Raw genomic sequence first — 16493 nt, 5'->3', positions numbered from 1 at the left:
GTGGCTCAGGCCGCTTCGGCCTGCGCTGCGTTGCGGCGTTCGCTTTCTTCGCGCGACAAGGCAACAGAGGTGCGCACACCACGGCCGACAAATTCCATCAGGCCACTGACAACGCGCTCATTGGGGTCGATACCCGCACAGCTCAGCACTTCGCGGCCATCGCGCGACCGCGCCCAGCGGGCGATCTGCTCTGGACCGTTTCCATATTTTTTATCATCGGCGATCGCATCATCCAGCGCAGCCAGTACAACTGCCGCGAAGAGTTTGCGTGCCCGATTGCCTTGCTCATTGTTGTATGCGGTGCCGTCAACGAAATCTCGCATCTCGCTTCCTTTTTGTTCTTGCTATTGCAATTTCGGCGTGACGCTCCTTATGGCGGAAATGTGACGATTCGGGTAGCCCGCATATGCATATCTTTTATGCACAATTTGCATAGCTCTATCCCCTCGCACACGACATATCGTTGTCTTGCCAGCCGAGTCCCTGCCAGATATAGGGGCGGTTAACAGTTCATCAACCACCCGAGAGGGATTTTTGACATGCCCAAAATCAATGGTAACGAGATCCGCCCCGGCAATGTTCTGGAGCACAACGGCGGGCTCTGGGCCGCCGTCAAAGTCGACCACGTCAAACCCGGCAAAGGCGGTGCGTTCGCCCAGGTCGAACTGCGCAATCTGCGCAACGGCTCCAAGCTGAACGAGCGGTTCCGCTCCGCTGACAAGGTCGAGCGCGTGCGCCTGGAACAGAAAGACCAGCAGTTCCTTTATGAAAGCGACGGCATGTTGGTGTTCATGGATGCTGAAACCTACGAGCAGATCGAACTGCCCGCAGATCTGCTGGGCGACCGCCGCCCGTTTCTGCAGGACGGCATGACCATCGTGGTTGAATTCTACGAAGCCGAAGCGCTGAACGCGACCGTGCCACAGAAAGTCACCTGCAAGATCGTTGAGACCGAGCCAGTGGTCAAAGGTCAGACCGCGGCAAACTCCTTCAAGCCTGCGATCCTCGACAATGGCGTCAAGGTCATGGTGCCGCCGTTTGTGGGCCAGGACGAAATGATCGTCGTCAACACCGAGACCATGGAGTATTCCGAACGCGCCTAAGCCGTCGGGAAACATCCAATAAGATCAGCCCCCTGCGTATTTGCGCCGGGGGTTTTTTCATGCGTACTGTGTGGTCGGAGCAGGCTGGGACCGAGGGTGGGATTTAGGGTGCAACCGCCCTTGCAAGGCCCATCAGGCCACCATCAAACACCGATCAGTTGTAGTCGATTTCCAACTCGCGCAGCTCCAGCGAAAACCCACAAGCGTCCATCATCTTGCCATAGGCGGCGGTGAACCCGGCCAAAGACGCCCGCAATGCGGTTTCACCACCGTCATAGGGACGCACGATATGGACATCCAGCGTCGTTCCCGCCTGCATCCAGCGGATCAGGTTCAGCGCGTCGTTCCAGCGTGCCAGCGCCGACACTTCGGCCAGCCCTTCGTCATTTATGTCGCCATCCGCTATGGCGTAGAACACCGCCTGATTATCGATGATGAACCCGATGGCCTGCCCATGCACCACATGGGTGGGATAGCCGCGCGGGGCAATCTCGCGGTAGTGCAGCTGCGGGTAGCTCTCTGGCGGGCCGATGTCGTCTTGGGTCACTTCGAGCCGAACAATTGGGTCTCCGTCGCCGCCGGTCCAGGCGCTGCAATCGCGCCAATCGTGTTCCTCGGTGATGCGGTCTTCCACCGCGACGGACCAATCCTGATACTCCCAATAGTCACTCGCAAGGGCAGGAGCAGCCCCACATGCAAGCCCTCCTGTCAGTGCGGCACCGAAGAGTTTTGATAGCACGGTCATGGGCAGATCCTCACGTTACGCTTGCGCCAGTGTGCGCAGAGTAGGGCAGAGGTCTTGCAATGACGTTACGTCATAACACCGCCAGTGGAGGCGAACGGGGACAGGGCGGCAGCGGGTGAGTGCTGCGCCGCGCAGTGATACCACAAATTCAACGTTGGCGTTTGGCGCCTCAGCCGTCTTTCGACCAGCGCACCGTTGCACTGTCTGCCTGCATATCCTCGCCCGCGCGGTCATAGCGTAGGTAGGCGATTCCCTTGCCGCCCGCCTGGGTGAACAGGGTGCCGACAGGTTTCTCCGCGCGCCGGATCTCGGTGCCAGTTGGGGCCGCGCCTTCAACAGCGACGGTCACCAACCCCTTGCGCAGCTCGGTCTTGTGTTTCATCCGCGCGGTCACTTCCTGACCCACATAGCAGCCTTTGCGGAAATCAACGCCGTTCAACCGCTCAAACCCAGCTTCCAGGATATAGCTGTCGGATCCCAGCTCGATGCCGGTTTCCGGGATGCCATGGGCCACGCGGATCGCATCCCAATCACTGCCATCCTCGCCGCCTTCAGCGCCGTAAAGCCGCCAGCCCAGATCGCCATGACGCGGATCCGCCAGCGCGCCCTCAGGCGCAGGGCCGGTGCCGCGGCGCACCAGAAGATCGCAGGCCTCGATACGCACATCCGCCCGCAGGCGATACATGTTCAACCGTTTCTGCAAACCATCGGCCAGATTTTCGTCCACATCGATCAGCAGATCATCGCCATCGGCCAGCACAAAGAAATCGGCGAGATATTTGCCCTGCGGTGTCAGCAGCGCAGCATAAACCAGCCCCTCGCGCACCTTTTGAACATCATTGGTGATCAGCCCCTGCAGAAAGGCATGGGCGTCGGTTCCGGTCACGCGCAGGATACGGCGGTTGGACATGTCATCTGCTCCTTCTTGACTGTGGCTCATTGCAGATATGGCGCGCAGGTTGCGGGGCGCAATGGCATCACCCAAAGATCCGTCGCGCCAGACGGCGGAACCAGGGCGATTGGACCTTCTCACCGCCCATCGCCTTATCATCGGTCAATTGCGCGGCCATGCCTTCGGTGTCGACCAGGGTTTTGCCATCTTGGAATTGCAAACGATAGAGATCCGCATAGATCCCGCCGCGCTCCAGCAGCTCTTCGTGGCTGCCCTGATCCATCACCTGGCCGCGTTCCATCACCACGATCTTATCGGCATTGCGGATGGTGGACAGGCGGTGCGCAATTACCAGCGTGGTGCGACCGCCGGACAGTTTCTCCAACGCCTGTTGCACCACTTTTTCCGATTGGGCATCCAACGCGGAGGTGGCCTCGTCCAGCAGCAGGATCGGCGTGTCCCGCAACAACGCGCGCGCAATCACCACCCGCTGGCGTTGCCCGCCGGACAGGGCAGAGCCGCGCGGCCCCACCAATGTGTCCAACCCATCAGCGAGTTTGGGCAGGAAATCCGAAACATGGGAGGCGTCCAGCACCTCCTGCAGCTGCTGTGGGCTCACATCCGTGCGGCCCAGCAGGATGTTCTCGCGCAGGGTTTCATCAAACAGCAGCGCTTCTTGGGTTACGACCGAAAACAGCCCGCGCAGATCGCCGATGTCCATCTCGTTGACGCCGATACCACCAACCTGAACGCGGCCCTCTTGCGGATCGACCAGTCGGGTCAGCAGGTTGAAAATGGTGGATTTCCCGGCTCCAGATGCTCCAACCAGAGCCGTGGTTTTGCCCGCTTCGGCGACCAGTGACAGGTTGCGCAGCACATCGGCGTCGCCGTAACGCAGGGTGACGTCCCGCAATGCAACCTCCGGCAGGCCTTTGGGGGCAGGTTTGGGCTCTGGCGGAGAGGTCAGCTGGATGGGCGTATCCATCAGCTCCTTGATCCGCTCCATCGCCGCGGCCGCCGCCTGCCATGTGCCGCTGATCGAGGCAAGCCGACGCATCGGATCAAAGGCCAGGCCAATCGCGGTGAAAAAGCTCATGAACTCCCCCACCGTTTTTTCGCCCTCGATGATTTCGGCCCCGCCATAAAGCACGACGCCCATCACGCCGAGGCCCGCCATGATGTCGATCATCCCGGTGCTGGAGGCCACACCAAAGGACGCGCGCACCTCAGAGCGGACAAATTGATCCATATGGCCGCCAAACCGCTCGCTCTGATAGTCTTCGAGATTGTTCAGCTTGATCGGGACAATACCGTGAAAGATCTCGTCCAGGCGGGTCGACAGCGACGCGCCCAGATCGCGCGCCTGCGATGCTTTGCGCCGCACATACCGCTGCACCGCCGCCAGGGGCAGCAGCAGCATCGGCAGGCCGATCAGCATAATCACGGTCCAGCGCCAATCCACGCTGATCGCAACCCCCAACACGGCCACCAACTGGGTCACATCGCGGCCCGCGCCGGTGATGATCGCCTGCCAGACCGAATTGATCGCCATGACATCGCTTTGCACCCGCTGGATCAGAAATCCGGGCGGGTTGACCTGGTGAAAGGCCGGATCCTGCTGGATCAGTCGCGCCAGCATATCCTTGCGCATATGGGCGGCGGAGGTCTGGGAAATCTTGCTCAGGATCACCTTCTGGCAGACGCTGGCGATGCCGCGGACCGAAAAGATGATCAGAAAGGCCAGGCTGACCCAGAACAATGCCGTGGTGTTGCCCTCGACAAAGACCAGATCAAACATCGGCTGCATCATGTAGCTCAGGCCGCCAACGGTGCCGCCTTCGATCAGCATGAAGACCACGGCCAGCCCCAACAGCCCCATGTAGTGCCGCAGGTATCCCCGCCACAACCAGGCCAGCAATTCCCGCGAGGACATATGCGCCGCAGGCTCTTTCGGCGCCGTCATCTTGGCGCTGGTGGTGGCCGTGCTGTCTGCTGGCGCTGGTTCATTCGATGGATCTTCGCCCGATGTCTTTACTTCCGCAGGATTTGCACCGGCGAATTTGCCCTCAGCTGAGCTGGAGCCAGAAGAATTGGAATCGGTAGAATTGGAGCCAGAAGAATTCGGTCCGGCGGAGTTTGAGTCAGTCTGGGACAAGGCTTGCAACCGTTATTGTCATTCCGATGCTGACGCAGACGCCAGAGTAGCGCCATTTAAGCAGCTGGAGACAAAGGTGCAAGCGCGGCCACCGTTTGCGGCGCTCTCGTGCGGATCGCTGGTGCGCATCTGCTGGGGGGCGTTTAGCAGTATGAGGAAGAGTTGGCTGTGGTGCGGCGGGCGCGACACGCCAGGCTGGACGGGTAGAGCATTGGGGCTGGGTAACCTGGGGCCCGGTAACTTGGATATGGCAACTTAGAGCAGCGTAATTTGGGGCAGGGCATTGGGGCGCAGCACCTGCGCAGGGCCCTTTGGCTGCCTCCTCACTTCGGGAAAGGAGGAGGCAGCCGCATCCGCTCCGCCAGCGTGGGCCTACGCCGGGAGCAGACGTCTGACCTCTGACAGGCGCAGTCTCAGAGGTCGCGACGACCGACGGGCGCATATGGCCGCATCTGCACCAGGGCAGGGCAGCCTCCATCGGGGCCGTCATCATCTTCAAATTCAAAATCGCCAGGATCCGGGAGCGGATATGTCCAGGACTGACTTACGGGCGTCGAACGCGTCACAGCGGGGCTGTTTGGGGGGCAAAACATCTGGCTGGACCTCGATCAGTTGGGGCGCTGCGCCGCTGCAGGCTGCGCAATCTGGCGCAGACCTGACAGGCATTCGACCATCTCATGCCGGATGCCGAGGCGCTGTTGTTTCAGCCCGTGCAACTGGCTGTCGCAGGGGGCACCGCGGTTCAGCTCGGTCGCAATCTTGGCCTTGATCTTGCGGTGTTTCAGCCGCAGCTTGGCCAGACGTATCTGCAGGGTGAAGGCCTTTACCTTCGGGTTGGGTTTCATGCGGGTCTCCATTCTGTGTCACCAAATTACGATCAGGGTACATCGTATGGTTGAACAAATGGGTACCTGCGGACGAAAAAGAAGCCAATGTAACGGTGAAATAGGATAGGTTTTTCCTATCTTATAAAGAAGCAGCCGCGATCAAGAGCCAGGCTATTCATTGGACAGGATGGGCCGCGACACACAGCGGGTCATCACAACGTGTCACCAGCAAAGGGGCAGCGGATGGCAGATATCACCTTGCGGCAATTGCGCTACTTCGCAGTGCTGAGCCGCGCCCTGCAATATCGCACTGCGGCCCGGCAGCTGGGGATCAGCCAGCCCTCGCTCAGCCTGCAGATTGCAGCGCTGGAAACCCATCTTGGTGCGCCACTGGTGGAACGGCGCCGCAGCGGGCTCATCCTGACGGCGGTTGGCCGCGAAACCGCGCAACGCGCCGAGGAGATCCTGCGCAGCGTTGACGCGCTGGGCCAGCTGGCCGGATCGGCGCAGGAGCAGCTGGTCGGCACCCTGCGGCTTGGCTCGTCCCCCACCATTGGCCCCTATCTGTTGCCACGGGTGCTGCGCGGGCTGCCTGCGGCCTTTCCCGATGTCAAACTGATCATCCGCGACGGGCCGCCGCGTATGCTGACAGAGGATCTGATGGCGGGGCAGCATGATTTGATCCTGACGCAGCTGCCCGTGCCGCGCGATGACATCCGCCATGAGTTTCTGTTTCGCGAACCTCTGCTGCTTGCGGTGTCCCAGCGCCATCCGCTTGCCGGTCAGGCCAAAATCTCCAGAACCGCCCTTGAGGGCGAAAGCATGCTGGGGCTGAATGCGTCCTATTCCTTGGGGCGTCAAACCAGCGATCTGGCTGCGGCCAGTGGTGCCATGCTGCGGCAGGATCTCGAAGGCACCAGTCTGGACGCGCTGCGCCAGATGGTTTCGCTGGATATGGGCGTGACGGTGCTGCCCGCGCTCTATGTCGAAAGCGAAGTGCGCGGCGGCGGCGGTGATGTGGACGTTCTGGCGCTGCGCCCCGAACCCTATCGCCACGTGGGTCTCGCCTGGCGCAGCAGCAGCGGCAATCCGGCCAGCTATCAGCGGCTGGCAAGCTACATCCGCGAGGTGCTGGCGCGGGAGTTTGCGGGCACAATCCGGCTGTAGCGCAGCAGTGTGGCTTGTCCTGCGCAGCGCCATATCTGCGGTCAGTCCCAAGCGATAGGAGCCCTGCCATGCGTCCCCAAAATTGGGGGCTTGCAGACGCCGCCGCACCGCGCCACAGTCGGCCGCATCCAAACAGGGAGCGTAGAATGACAGCGGATGTCTCACTTGCCGCAGGGCGTGGCTATCTGGCAATTCCCGGGCCGTCGGTGATCCCTGATACGGTTCTGCAGGCGATGCATCGGCCATCGCCCAACATCTATGCCGGTGAGCTGATCGACCTGACCGCAACGCTGATCCCCGATCTCAAGCGGGTGGCCCGCACCCAGCATGATGCGGCGATCTACATCTCCAACGGCCATGGTGCCTGGGAAGCTGCGCTGATGAACACATTGGCGTCGGGCGACAAGGTGCTGGTGCCTGCCTCGGGTCAGTTTGCGATCGGCTGGGCCGAAATGGCGGAGGCGCTGGGGATTGAGGTCGAACTCCTTGATTTCGGCACCCATGCTGCATGGGATATGAACCGGATTGCCGAGGCGCTGGCCGCGGACAAAACTCACCGCATCAAGGCGGTGCTGGCTGTGCATGTGGATACCTCCAGCTCGATCCGAAACGATGTGGCCGCACTGCGCAGCTGTCTGGATGCGGCGCAGCATCCGGCGCTGTTGATGGCGGATTGCATCGCATCGCTGGGCTGTGACCGGTTCGAGATGGACGACTGGGGCGTCGATGTGATGGTTGCAGGCTGCCAAAAGGGGCTGATGGTGCCCGCTGGCGTATCCTTCGTGTTCTTTGGACCCAAGGCGGCAGAGGCACGCGGCTGTCTGCCACGGGTCAGCCGCTATTGGGATTGGGTGCCGCGCGCCAATCCGGGCGCGTATTACCAGTATTTTGGCGGCACCGCCCCGACCCATCATCTCTACGGGCTGCGCGCCGCGCTTGATCTCATTCATGGCGAAGGGATGGAACAGGTTTGGGCGCGCCATCATCTGCTGGCCCAGGCGATCTGGGCCGCTTGCGCGCGGTGGGGGGCGGATGGCCCGTTGCAGATGAATGTGTCTGATGTGGCGTTGCGCTCCAACGCGGTGACATCGCTGCACATCGGCCCCGAACACGGCACCCGGCTGCGCATGTGGCTGGAGCAAACGCTGGGTCTGACCCTGGGCATCGGTCTGGGGATGGCAGCGCCGGACAGCACCGCATGGCACGGCTATCTGCGCTTTGGCCATATGGGCCATGTGAATGGTCAGATGATCATGGGGCTGCTGGGCGGCGTTGATACAGGGCTGAAGGCGCTGGATATTCCCCATGGCTCCGGCGCGGTTGAGGCCGCCGCCACAGTGCTCGCCCAGGCCACAGGGGCAAAACAGGCCACAGGTGCCAAGCAGGCGACAGCTGCAAAACAGGCGTCAGCTGCAACAGGCGATACCGCCGCCGCGTCAGAGAGCTGCTGCGGCTGACCCCCGATCTTGATCAGTGTCGCGATCAGGGTGTGGATCAACTTCTGGATCAGCGCAGGCGGGCGTCAGGCCTTGGCCTGCGCCTCCTTCAGTGCTTCGGGTAGCGCCGCGGCGAAGGCCTGCAGCTGATCCTCAGGCCCACAGCTGACCCGGATGCAGCGGTTTTGTGGCGCCGCAAAAGGCATGCGCACAAAGATCCCCCGCGCAACCAGCGCCTTTAGGACCTCAGCCGCAAAGGCCCCGTCACGGCCGCAATCAATGGCGACGAAATTGGTGGCAGAGGGCAGGGGGCTCAACCCGTTGTCGCAGGCGATCTGGGCAATCCGCGCGCGTGCGGTGTCGATCTGCGCCACCACCTGCGCCAGCCAATCCTGATCCTCCAGCGCGGCACAGGCTCCGATCTGCGCGCTGCGGTTCATACCAAAATGGTTGCGCACCTTGTTGAAGGCGGAAATCAGATCCGCCGCTCCCAGCACATACCCCACCCGCGCCCCGGCCAGCCCATAGGCTTTGGAAAAGGTGCGGGTGCGGATCACGCGCGGGTCGTTGATGTCGATGGGCAGGGCGGTGCCTGCAGGCGCGCAGTCGATATAGGCCTCATCCAGCACCAACAGACAGCCTGCGGGCAGATGATCCAAAGCCGCCAGCAGATCCGCGCCGCTGTGCCAGCTGCCCATCGGATTGTCCGGATTGGCCAGATAGACCAGCTTGGCATCAACCTCGCGGGCCTTTGCAAACAGGGCGGCAGGGTCTTCGTGATCGTCGCGGTAGGGCACGGTGTGCAGCACGCCGCCAAACCCCGTCACGTGATAGTTGAAGGTCGGATAGGCCCCAAGCGAGGTCACCACCGCATCCCCAGGTCCCACCAGCAGCCGCACGAGATAGCCCAGCAATCCGTCGATGCCTTCGCCCACCAGAACATTGTCCATCGAAATCTGGTGATGGGCCGCCAGCGCCTGACGCAGATCGTGGCTTTCGGGATCACCATAGCGCCAGATATCCCCCAGCGAGGCCTGCATCGCGGCGATGGCCTTGGGCGAGGGGCCAAAGATGCTCTCATTCGCGCCAAGGCGGGCCTCAAACGGGGCGCGGCGCTGGCGTTCCTGCGTTTCGGGCCCGACGAAGGGCACAGAGGCGGGCAGCGTTTCGGCGAGCGGGGTATAGCGTGGCTGTGTCATGGCCGCAGATAACGTGATGGTGCCGCCCCAGGCAAGGCCCTCACCGGGTTTCTGAACGCTCGCTGACCTGACAGGCACTTGGCGGGCACTTGGCTGGCACCTGCCTGATTGCCCTCTGTGAACCTTCTCCGAGTAGCCCAGGAATGGTCTGCGCCTCACCACGGATGCACCCCCGCCCCCCCCTGATCGCCACGTGTGCTGAGGCTGTTCTGCCGATCTTCCCTTGCGTCAGGCTGGCATGGTGTGCCGATCGCGGGCAGTCTCTTGGTATTTGGAGGGCAGCGAAAGAACCGCCCCCGGCCCATGCAGGCGGCCCCAACGCCATCAGTCATGGGCGCACCTCAAGGGAAGGACCATCAAATGGCACGTGTTTCAGTAACCATCGAAAACCATATCGCCCATGTGACGTTGACCCGCGGCGACAAGATGAACGCGCTGGATCCGGAGATGGTCGACGAGATCATCGCCGCCGGTCACAGCCTGCTGGACAGCCCGGCCCGCGCCGTGGTGCTGTCGGGCGAGGGTAAATCCTTTTGCGCCGGGCTTGATGTGGCCAGCTTTGCCCAGATGGGTCTGCAGGACCCCACCGACTGGCTGATGACGCGCAGCCATCAGGACGCCAATGAAATGCAGGAAATGGCGCTGGTCTGGCGTCGCTTGCCGATGCCTGTGATCGCGGCCCTTCACGGTGTGGCCTTTGGCGGCGGGCTGCAGCTGGCTCTGGCGGCGGATATGCGGATCTGCGCGCCGGATGCGCGGCTGTCGATCATGGAGATGAAATGGGGCCTGCTGCCGGATATGGGCGGCATGGTGCTGCTGCCGCGCTTGCTGCGGTCGGATGTTCTGCGACGGCTCACCTATACCGCCGAAGAGATCTCTGCGCTGCAGGCCCTGGACTGGGGGCTGGTGACGGAACTGGATGACGACCCGCTGGAGCGGGCGCAGGCGCTGGCCACCAAAATTGCCGGACAAAGCCCGCGCGCCATCCGCGCCGCCAAAGCGCTGATTGAGCGGGCCGAAACCGCAGGACGAGAAGAGGTGCTGATCGAAGAATCCCGTCTGCAGGCCAGTTTGCTGGGCAAGCCCGAGCAGATGGAGGTGGTCGCCGCACAGATGCAAAAACGCGCCCCAAAGTTCGACTGAGGCCGGCGTCAGCCACCCCTGCAATGAAAAAAGCCGCGCCGGGACCTGACCGACGCGGCTCTTTTTCATGTCTCTCACCCAGCTTTGCGGGCAGGCGGGCCTCAGATAGAGGCGCGATAGATCTTGTCGATGTTGGCGCCCAGAGCGGCGTTATATTCATCGTTGCTCATGGAGACCGACAGACCTTCGGTCAGCGCGCGGCTGAAAGAGGCGATCATGGTGGTGTTCTCGGTCAGCTTGGCGCAAGCATCATCGGTGGTGTAGCCGCCAGACAGCGCCACAACCCGCACGACGTTGTCATGAGCGGCCAGCGCATCATAAAGACCAGCCTCAGTCGGGATGGTCAGTTTCAGCGCCACTTTGGTGTCCGCAGGCAGCGCATCAAGCTGCGCCAGGATCTCGGCCTTCAGCAGAGCTTCGGCCTCAGCCTTGCTGGCGGAGTGGATGTCGACCTCTGGTTCGATGATCGGCAACAGGCCCGCTGCAGCGATCTGGCGACCCACGGCAAACTGCTGATCCACCACCGCTTTGATCCCGGCTGCATTGGCGGCCTTCACGACAGAGCGCATTTTGGTGCCAAAGATCCCGGCAGTCGCAGCGCGTGACAGCAGCGCGTCCAGATCTGGCATCGGCTTCATCATCTGGGCGTCATCGGCTTCATCTGCCAGCCCTTTGTCCACCTTCAGGAACGGCACAACCCCACATTTGTCCCACAGATACGCAGGCACAGGCGTACCCTCGATGGCCGCATCCATGGTTTTCTCAAACAGGATCGCGCCGAGGATCTTGTCGCTGCTGAAATCCGGTGCGGTGATGATGCGGGCGCGCATCTTCTGGATTTCGCCAAACATCTCGTCATCATTGCTGTAGGCGTCCTCGGTCACGCCATAAAGCGCCAGCGCCTTCGGGGTCGAACCGCCGGATTGATCCAGCGCAGCGATGAAGCCTTTGCCATTTGCGATACGGTCGAACTGTGCGGTCTGTGTCGAGGTGTTTTGCGCCATGAGGTCGGGTCTCCGCTGGATGGGAATAACGTTCTGACCCCGTCTATACTGTCCGCTCGCAAGGACACAACTCTCCACACCCATGGTTGCGCTAACGTCTCTCGGAAAACCAGAAATTTATGCGCGGCGGATTTCAGCAGCCCAATGCAAGGTGTTTGTGTAGGGCCTTCCTTCGCGTCTCTGGTGTAAGTCGCTGGGGGCTAGGGGCCTGGTGTAACGTGCCGGGGTGTGCAAAGGGCGGTGTTGGTCGCCCTTTGCTGGGCAGCGTTGTGCTGCGCCTTTTGTCAGGCGGGCTTACTTGCTCTGCCAGATCTTGCGGCGGCGTTCTTTGACGAGGTCGTTGCCTGCGGCGGTGCCGTCGTGGAAGGTGCCAAACCACGTGTCCCAGGGCGTCTCGAACGTGCCGTAGTTGCAATCGAAAAACCGGTGATGCAGTTGGTGGAAGAAATCGCCCACCTCGACACCGCCCAATTTGCCCACCTTCACCTGTTCAAACCCGGCATGGGATGTCGGCGCGCCGATGCCGTGATGGAACAGCAGGAAAATCACATGGATCGGATGGGCAGGCACCAGCAGAAACAGCAGCGTGTCGGTCATCAGGATGAAGCTCTCGACCGGATGCATCGCAAGGCCCGACCAGGGGCCGGTGTTGATATTGCGGTGGTGCCAGGAATGGACGTGTTTGTAGAGAAACCCCATGTGCAGCAGGCGGTGATGGGTGTAGAAATAGAACCCCGCCCAGATCGGGATCAACACGATCAAGGTGACAAACCAGATGGGGTTGCTGTCAAAGGTGATCATGGTGGCATAGCCGTTGGCATAGGCATACCACATGGCGCATTCCCAGAAGGTCCAGAACTGCATCGCCACAAAGGACCACAGCATATTGTCCCAGACCTGCACGTTGAAGGTAAAGGCCCGCGCGCCCGTCATCATGGGTCGCATGTCATAGCGGGTGTCATCGCCCTGCACCTTCAGGCGCCACAACAGCAGATGCAGCCCGCCCGCGACAGTGAACAGGATGATGAAATTGCGCAGCCAGACCTCTGCGATCCAATCCAGTGCCAGGGTTTCGGCGCGGCTGATGTCGGGGGTGAAAAACGCCCAGGTGATGGCCGCGGCCAGCAGAAACAGACAGCGCATGCCAACCGGGTTCCAACTGCGCAGCAGGTAGAGCAGGGAGGCCAGCGGTTTCAGCGGCCAATCCCAATAGGGTGCGACCTGAAGCGGCAGGCTGGGGGTGAAATTCCACACCTTGCGGGGTGGGCGCGGGGGCAGCAGGGGTTGATCGCTCATCGAGGGGCCTCTGTATCGCTCTGGGATTGAGCCTGCGCTTTGGCGCGCGCGGCGGCCACATCGGCGTTCTGCAGCGGTTGGTCCGCCGCCTGCGTCACCGCCGGATCATAGGGCGTGCGGGCAAAGACCTCTGCCACCATCGGCGCAAAGAACGACAGGGGCAGGGTGTCGTAATTCGGGTCAAAGCTGGCCTGATCCCACCGCTCGCAGAAGGTGGCGCAATCGTCGAAATACCGGTGCCCGCGGTGGCGGTCACGCTTGTTCTGGTCAAACCCTTCCAGGTGGTGGCCGTAATACAGCATCTGGAAATCGCCATGGATTTCCACGCACCAGCGGCATTGTTCGCGCACAAAGGGTTTCAGGATGGTGGCGGCATATTCATCGTGATTGTAGGGCGCAAAGATATCGCCGATGTCATGCAGCAGGGCCGCAACGACCCAGTCGATGTCGGCCCCGTCGCGCCAGGCGCGTGTGGCGGATTGCACCGAATGGCCCATGCGGGTGATCTGGTAGCCCGACAGCCCCTCGTCCAGATGCTCCAGCGCATGCAGCAGCCGGTCGGCAGTGCCTTTGGTGTATTCGATTTCATGGGCGGTCAGGAATTCATACTCTTCCTTGGTGCCGTCTTTCATCTGGGTAAATTTAACCTGGTCCATGATGGCCTCCTCTGTTGGTCGAAACTCTGCCTGTCCCGGGGCTTTACCGCGACGGCAAATAGTGGAATGCTTTCATAACTTTTCTGTATGAAAGGCGCTGTCATGGCCCGCCGCAAACTGCCGCCGATGAATGCATTGATCGCGTTTGAAGCGGCCGCCAGATATGGCAGTTTCACCCGCGCTGCCGAGACCTTGTCGGTGGCTCAGCCTGCGGTCACCCGCCATATCGCCCGGCTGGAGGATTGGGTGGGGGCCCGGCTGTTTCTGCGCCGGGGCAATCAGATCCAATTGACCGCCGAGGGTGAGACACTGGCCACATTGGCGACCACCGTGCTCGACCGGTTGGAGGTTGGGCTGCAGGATGTTGTGGCCAGCAAGGATGATGAGCTGCGCATTGGCGCCTCGTTTGGCATCACCCATCTGTGGTTGATGCCCCGGATCGGGGCGATGCGGGCGGCCGCGAATGCCACCATCAATTTTGTCACCGCCGATGACTACCGCAGCTTTGATGATCGAAGCATCGATCTTTCCATTCGATTTGGGAATGGAGACTTCCCAGGCTACAGCCAGGATCTGCTGTTCACGGAGACCTGCCAGATGGTGGCAAGCCCCGCGTTTCTGGCGCGCCACCCGGAGTTCGATCCGGAGGCACCGCTGGCGACGCTAGATCCGTCTTGCCTGTTTGATCATGGCGATCCGTATCACGCGGGCTGGATCACCTGGGCGCGGTTTTTTGACCGCGAAGGGCGCAGTCTTGCGCCCGGTCAGCGGCTGAAGACGGTGACCAGCTATCCCGCGATGTTGGACATGATCTGCGCGGGCGAAGGCATCGGGCTCGGCTACTGGGGGCTTGAGGATCAGATGGTGCTGGAGGGCCGGCTGCAGCGCGTGGGCCCGGCTCTGTCGCGACCGGACTACGGCTATTATCTTGTCTACCGGCCCGAGATGGCGAAAAACCCCGCATTGCAACGCTTGCGCAGCTATCTGATCGGCGCGGCCTGAGACCCGCGCCCAAACCGCAAAAAAGGCAGACCCGATGGCCTGCCTTTTGAAATGACTAAATCGATCCGCAGATCACACCAGACGCGAGGCGTCCTTGGCGGCGCGGACGAAATCCTTGAACAGCGGATGCGGATCAAAGGGTTTGGATTTCAGTTCGGGGTGGAACTGCACACCGATGAACCACGGGTGGTCTTTCCACTCGACGATTTCAGGCAAACGCCCATCTGGCGACATGCCGGAGAACTGGAGGCCGCATTTCTCCAGCTGATCGCGGTATTTGGTGTCCACCTCATAGCGGTGGCGATGACGCTCTTCGATCTGGGTGGTGCCATAGATCCGCGCCACGGCGGAGCCTTCGGTCAGGGTGGCGTTATACGCGCCCAGACGCATGGTGCCGCCTTTGTCGTCACCAACGGTGCGCGCCACGGTGTGGTTGCCCTGCACCCATTCCTTCAGGTGGTAGACCACCGGCTCGAAGCGTTTTTTGCCCGCTTCATGGTCGAATTCTTCCGAGCCCGCTTCGGTGATGCCCGCAACATTGCGCGCCGCTTCGATCACGGCCATCTGCATGCCCAGGCAAATCCCGAGATAGGGCAGACCCTGTTCGCGGGCGTATTGCGCTGCCTTGATCTTGCCTTCGGTGCCGCGTTCGCCAAAGCCGCCGGGCACCAGAATGGCGTTGTAGCCCTGCAGGTAGGGGGCGGCGTCCTCTTTGTCGAACAGCTCCGCATCGACCCATTCGATCCGCACCTTCACCCGGTTGGCCATGCCCCCATGGGTCAGCGCCTCGGCGATGGATTTATAGGCATCTTCCAGCTGGGTGTATTTGCCGACAATGGCAACTTTGACTTCGCCTTCGGGGTTGTAGATCCCATCGGCCACATCTTCCCAGCGCTTCAGCTTGGGTTTGGGCGCAGGGGTGATGCCAAAGGCATCAAGCACGGCCTGGTCCAGACCTTCACGGTGATACGCCAGAGGGGCCTCATAGATGGATTTCAGATCCTGCGCCGCAATCACGCTGTCTGCACGCACGTTGCAGAACAGGGCCAGTTTTTCGCGCTCTTTCGCGGGGATCGGACCTTCGGAGCGGCACACAAGGATGTCGGGCGCCAGACCGATGGAGCGCAGTTCCTTCACGGAGTGCTGGGTCGGCTTGGTCTTCAACTCGCCCGAGGCCTTGATGTAGGGCAGCAGCGTCAGATGCATGAACAGGCAATCGCCACGCGGCTTGTCGTTGGCGAACTGGCGGATCGCTTCAAAGAAGGGCAGACCCTCGATGTCGCCGACGGTGCCGCCGATCTCGCAGAGCATGAAATCCACCTCATCTTCGCCGATGGAGATGAAGTCTTTGATTTCATTGGTCACATGCGGGATCACCTGGATTGTCTTGCCGAGGTAGTCGCCGCGACGTTCCTTTTCCAGCACGTTGGAATAGATCCGACCAGAGGACACAGAATCGGTTTTGCGGGCCGCCACGCCGGTGAAGCGCTCGTAGTGGCCCAGGTCCAGGTCGGTCTCGGCCCCGTCATCGGTGACAAAGACTTCGCCGTGTTCAAACGGGCTCATCGTGCCCGGATCGACGTTGAGATAAGGGTCCAGTTTGCGCAGGCGGACCGAATAGCCGCGCGCCTGCAAAAGTGCCCCGAGAGCGGCAGACGCCAGCCCTTTGCCCAGAGATGAAACCACACCGCCAGTAATGAAGATGAAACGCGCCATATGTGTCGGCTGCCCCCGTGAGAAGTCAGAATTCAGCTGCCCGGCGGTCGCAGAAAACCGCTGCATCACGGGACTTAAGGTATAAGAGATTCGCACAAAATGCGCAAGCAAGCCGCAAGATGCTGTTACGGCTGGCTTTGTTATTTCTAAGT

At 61.4% G+C, this 16493-nt stretch carries 15 protein-coding genes; 5 read left to right on the top strand and 10 right to left on the bottom strand.

Features of this window, described 5'->3' with window-relative positions; genetic code table 11:
- Positions 1 to 5: 5 nt before the first annotated feature.
- The gene (locus Q0C28_RS14275) at positions 6 to 323 is read right to left on the bottom strand and encodes a DUF6280 family protein (protein WP_008562897.1); all 318 of its coding nucleotides are present in this window, start codon (positions 321 to 323) and stop codon (positions 6 to 8) included.
- Between the two features lie 216 nt (positions 324 to 539).
- Here Q0C28_RS14275 and efp point away from each other — a divergent pair, with 216 nt between their 5' ends.
- Positions 540 to 1103, top strand: coding sequence for an elongation factor P (efp, locus tag Q0C28_RS14270; RefSeq protein ID WP_293576805.1), 564 nt, complete (start codon positions 540 to 542; stop codon positions 1101 to 1103).
- 154 nt (positions 1104 to 1257) lie between these two features.
- On the opposite strand, the gene Q0C28_RS14265 is transcribed toward efp, so the two are convergent.
- From Q0C28_RS14265 to Q0C28_RS14250, 4 genes are all read right to left on the bottom strand, one after another.
- Entirely contained in the window at positions 1258 to 1848 is a 591-nt protein-coding gene (locus Q0C28_RS14265) for a hypothetical protein (protein ID WP_293576804.1), read from the bottom strand.
- Between the two features lie 169 nt (positions 1849 to 2017).
- Positions 2018 to 2758 (bottom strand): folate-binding protein, encoded by a 741-nt coding sequence (locus Q0C28_RS14260; protein ID WP_293576803.1) that lies wholly within the window; start codon positions 2756 to 2758, stop codon positions 2018 to 2020.
- Positions 2759 to 2825: 67 nt separating this feature from the next.
- Positions 2826 to 4703, bottom strand: a complete 1878-nt coding sequence (locus tag Q0C28_RS14255) for an ABC transporter ATP-binding protein (protein ID WP_293576802.1) — start codon at positions 4701 to 4703, stop codon at positions 2826 to 2828.
- Positions 4704 to 5503: 800 nt separating this feature from the next.
- On the bottom strand, positions 5504 to 5740 hold the full coding sequence (locus Q0C28_RS14250; protein ID WP_293576801.1) for a DUF465 domain-containing protein: 237 nt from the start codon (positions 5738 to 5740) through the stop codon (positions 5504 to 5506).
- 225 nt (positions 5741 to 5965) lie between these two features.
- Between Q0C28_RS14250 and Q0C28_RS14245 the strand changes: the two genes are divergently transcribed.
- Together Q0C28_RS14245 and Q0C28_RS14240 are read left to right on the top strand one after the other, a co-directional pair.
- Positions 5966 to 6889 (top strand): hydrogen peroxide-inducible genes activator, encoded by a 924-nt coding sequence (locus Q0C28_RS14245; protein WP_293576800.1) that lies wholly within the window; start codon positions 5966 to 5968, stop codon positions 6887 to 6889.
- Positions 6890 to 7035: 146 nt separating this feature from the next.
- Entirely contained in the window at positions 7036 to 8346 is a 1311-nt protein-coding gene (locus Q0C28_RS14240) for an aminotransferase class V-fold PLP-dependent enzyme (protein WP_293576799.1), read from the top strand.
- Positions 8347 to 8411: 65 nt separating this feature from the next.
- Here the strand turns inward: Q0C28_RS14240 and Q0C28_RS14235 are convergent, their stop codons facing one another.
- On the bottom strand, positions 8412 to 9524 hold the full coding sequence (locus Q0C28_RS14235) for a pyridoxal phosphate-dependent aminotransferase (RefSeq protein WP_293576798.1): 1113 nt from the start codon (positions 9522 to 9524) through the stop codon (positions 8412 to 8414).
- Positions 9525 to 9884: 360 nt separating this feature from the next.
- On the opposite strand from Q0C28_RS14235, the gene Q0C28_RS14230 reads away from it, so the two are divergent.
- A complete protein-coding gene (locus tag Q0C28_RS14230) occupies positions 9885 to 10667 on the top strand; it encodes a crotonase/enoyl-CoA hydratase family protein (RefSeq protein WP_293576797.1) in 783 nt (260 codons plus the stop codon).
- Positions 10668 to 10768: 101 nt separating this feature from the next.
- Here the strand turns inward: Q0C28_RS14230 and Q0C28_RS14225 are convergent, their stop codons facing one another.
- The 3 genes from Q0C28_RS14225 to Q0C28_RS14215 form a co-directional block, all read right to left on the bottom strand.
- Entirely contained in the window at positions 10769 to 11671 is a 903-nt protein-coding gene (locus Q0C28_RS14225) for a fructose bisphosphate aldolase (protein WP_293576796.1), read from the bottom strand.
- 294 nt (positions 11672 to 11965) lie between these two features.
- Positions 11966 to 12967, bottom strand: coding sequence for a sterol desaturase family protein (locus Q0C28_RS14220; protein ID WP_293576795.1), 1002 nt, complete (start codon positions 12965 to 12967; stop codon positions 11966 to 11968).
- Positions 12964 to 13623, bottom strand: coding sequence for a peptidase (locus tag Q0C28_RS14215; RefSeq protein WP_293576794.1), 660 nt, complete (start codon positions 13621 to 13623; stop codon positions 12964 to 12966). The genes Q0C28_RS14220 and Q0C28_RS14215 overlap by 4 nt, the downstream gene beginning before the upstream one ends.
- A gap of 102 nt (positions 13624 to 13725) precedes the next feature.
- Between Q0C28_RS14215 and Q0C28_RS14210 the strand changes: the two genes are divergently transcribed.
- Positions 13726 to 14625 (top strand): LysR family transcriptional regulator, encoded by a 900-nt coding sequence (locus Q0C28_RS14210; protein ID WP_293576793.1) that lies wholly within the window; start codon positions 13726 to 13728, stop codon positions 14623 to 14625.
- A 72-nt stretch (positions 14626 to 14697) separates the two neighbouring features.
- Here the strand turns inward: Q0C28_RS14210 and Q0C28_RS14205 are convergent, their stop codons facing one another.
- Entirely contained in the window at positions 14698 to 16341 is a 1644-nt protein-coding gene (locus Q0C28_RS14205) for a CTP synthase (RefSeq protein ID WP_293576833.1), read from the bottom strand.
- Positions 16342 to 16493: the final 152 nt, after the last annotated feature.

It is taken from the genome of Phaeobacter sp., assembly GCF_022825805.1.
Taxonomy (GTDB): Bacteria; Pseudomonadota; Alphaproteobacteria; order Rhodobacterales; family Rhodobacteraceae; genus Phaeobacter.
This window is presented reverse-complemented; position numbering and strand designations above follow the sequence as displayed.

Excerpts from the sequence above, each read along its gene's own strand:
- Q0C28_RS14275 (WP_008562897.1), bottom strand. The coding sequence starts at position 323 with ATGCGAGATTTCGTTGACGGCACCGCATACAACAATGAGCAAGGCAAT.
- efp (WP_293576805.1), top strand. The coding sequence starts at position 540 with ATGCCCAAAATCAATGGTAACGAGATCCGCCCCGGCAATGTTCTGGAG.
- Q0C28_RS14265 (WP_293576804.1), bottom strand. The coding sequence starts at position 1,848 with ATGACCGTGCTATCAAAACTCTTCGGTGCCGCACTGACAGGAGGGCTT.
- Q0C28_RS14260 (WP_293576803.1), bottom strand. The coding sequence starts at position 2,758 with ATGTCCAACCGCCGTATCCTGCGCGTGACCGGAACCGACGCCCATGCC.
- Q0C28_RS14255 (WP_293576802.1), bottom strand. The coding sequence starts at position 4,703 with ATGACGGCGCCGAAAGAGCCTGCGGCGCATATGTCCTCGCGGGAATTG.
- Q0C28_RS14250 (WP_293576801.1), bottom strand. The coding sequence starts at position 5,740 with ATGAAACCCAACCCGAAGGTAAAGGCCTTCACCCTGCAGATACGTCTG.
- Q0C28_RS14245 (WP_293576800.1), top strand. The coding sequence starts at position 5,966 with ATGGCAGATATCACCTTGCGGCAATTGCGCTACTTCGCAGTGCTGAGC.
- Q0C28_RS14240 (WP_293576799.1), top strand. The coding sequence starts at position 7,036 with ATGACAGCGGATGTCTCACTTGCCGCAGGGCGTGGCTATCTGGCAATT.
- Q0C28_RS14235 (WP_293576798.1), bottom strand. The coding sequence starts at position 9,524 with ATGACACAGCCACGCTATACCCCGCTCGCCGAAACGCTGCCCGCCTCT.
- Q0C28_RS14230 (WP_293576797.1), top strand. The coding sequence starts at position 9,885 with ATGGCACGTGTTTCAGTAACCATCGAAAACCATATCGCCCATGTGACG.
- Q0C28_RS14225 (WP_293576796.1), bottom strand. The coding sequence starts at position 11,671 with ATGGCGCAAAACACCTCGACACAGACCGCACAGTTCGACCGTATCGCA.
- Q0C28_RS14220 (WP_293576795.1), bottom strand. The coding sequence starts at position 12,967 with ATGAGCGATCAACCCCTGCTGCCCCCGCGCCCACCCCGCAAGGTGTGG.
- Q0C28_RS14215 (WP_293576794.1), bottom strand. The coding sequence starts at position 13,623 with ATGGACCAGGTTAAATTTACCCAGATGAAAGACGGCACCAAGGAAGAG.
- Q0C28_RS14210 (WP_293576793.1), top strand. The coding sequence starts at position 13,726 with ATGGCCCGCCGCAAACTGCCGCCGATGAATGCATTGATCGCGTTTGAA.
- Q0C28_RS14205 (WP_293576833.1), bottom strand. The coding sequence starts at position 16,341 with ATGGCGCGTTTCATCTTCATTACTGGCGGTGTGGTTTCATCTCTGGGC.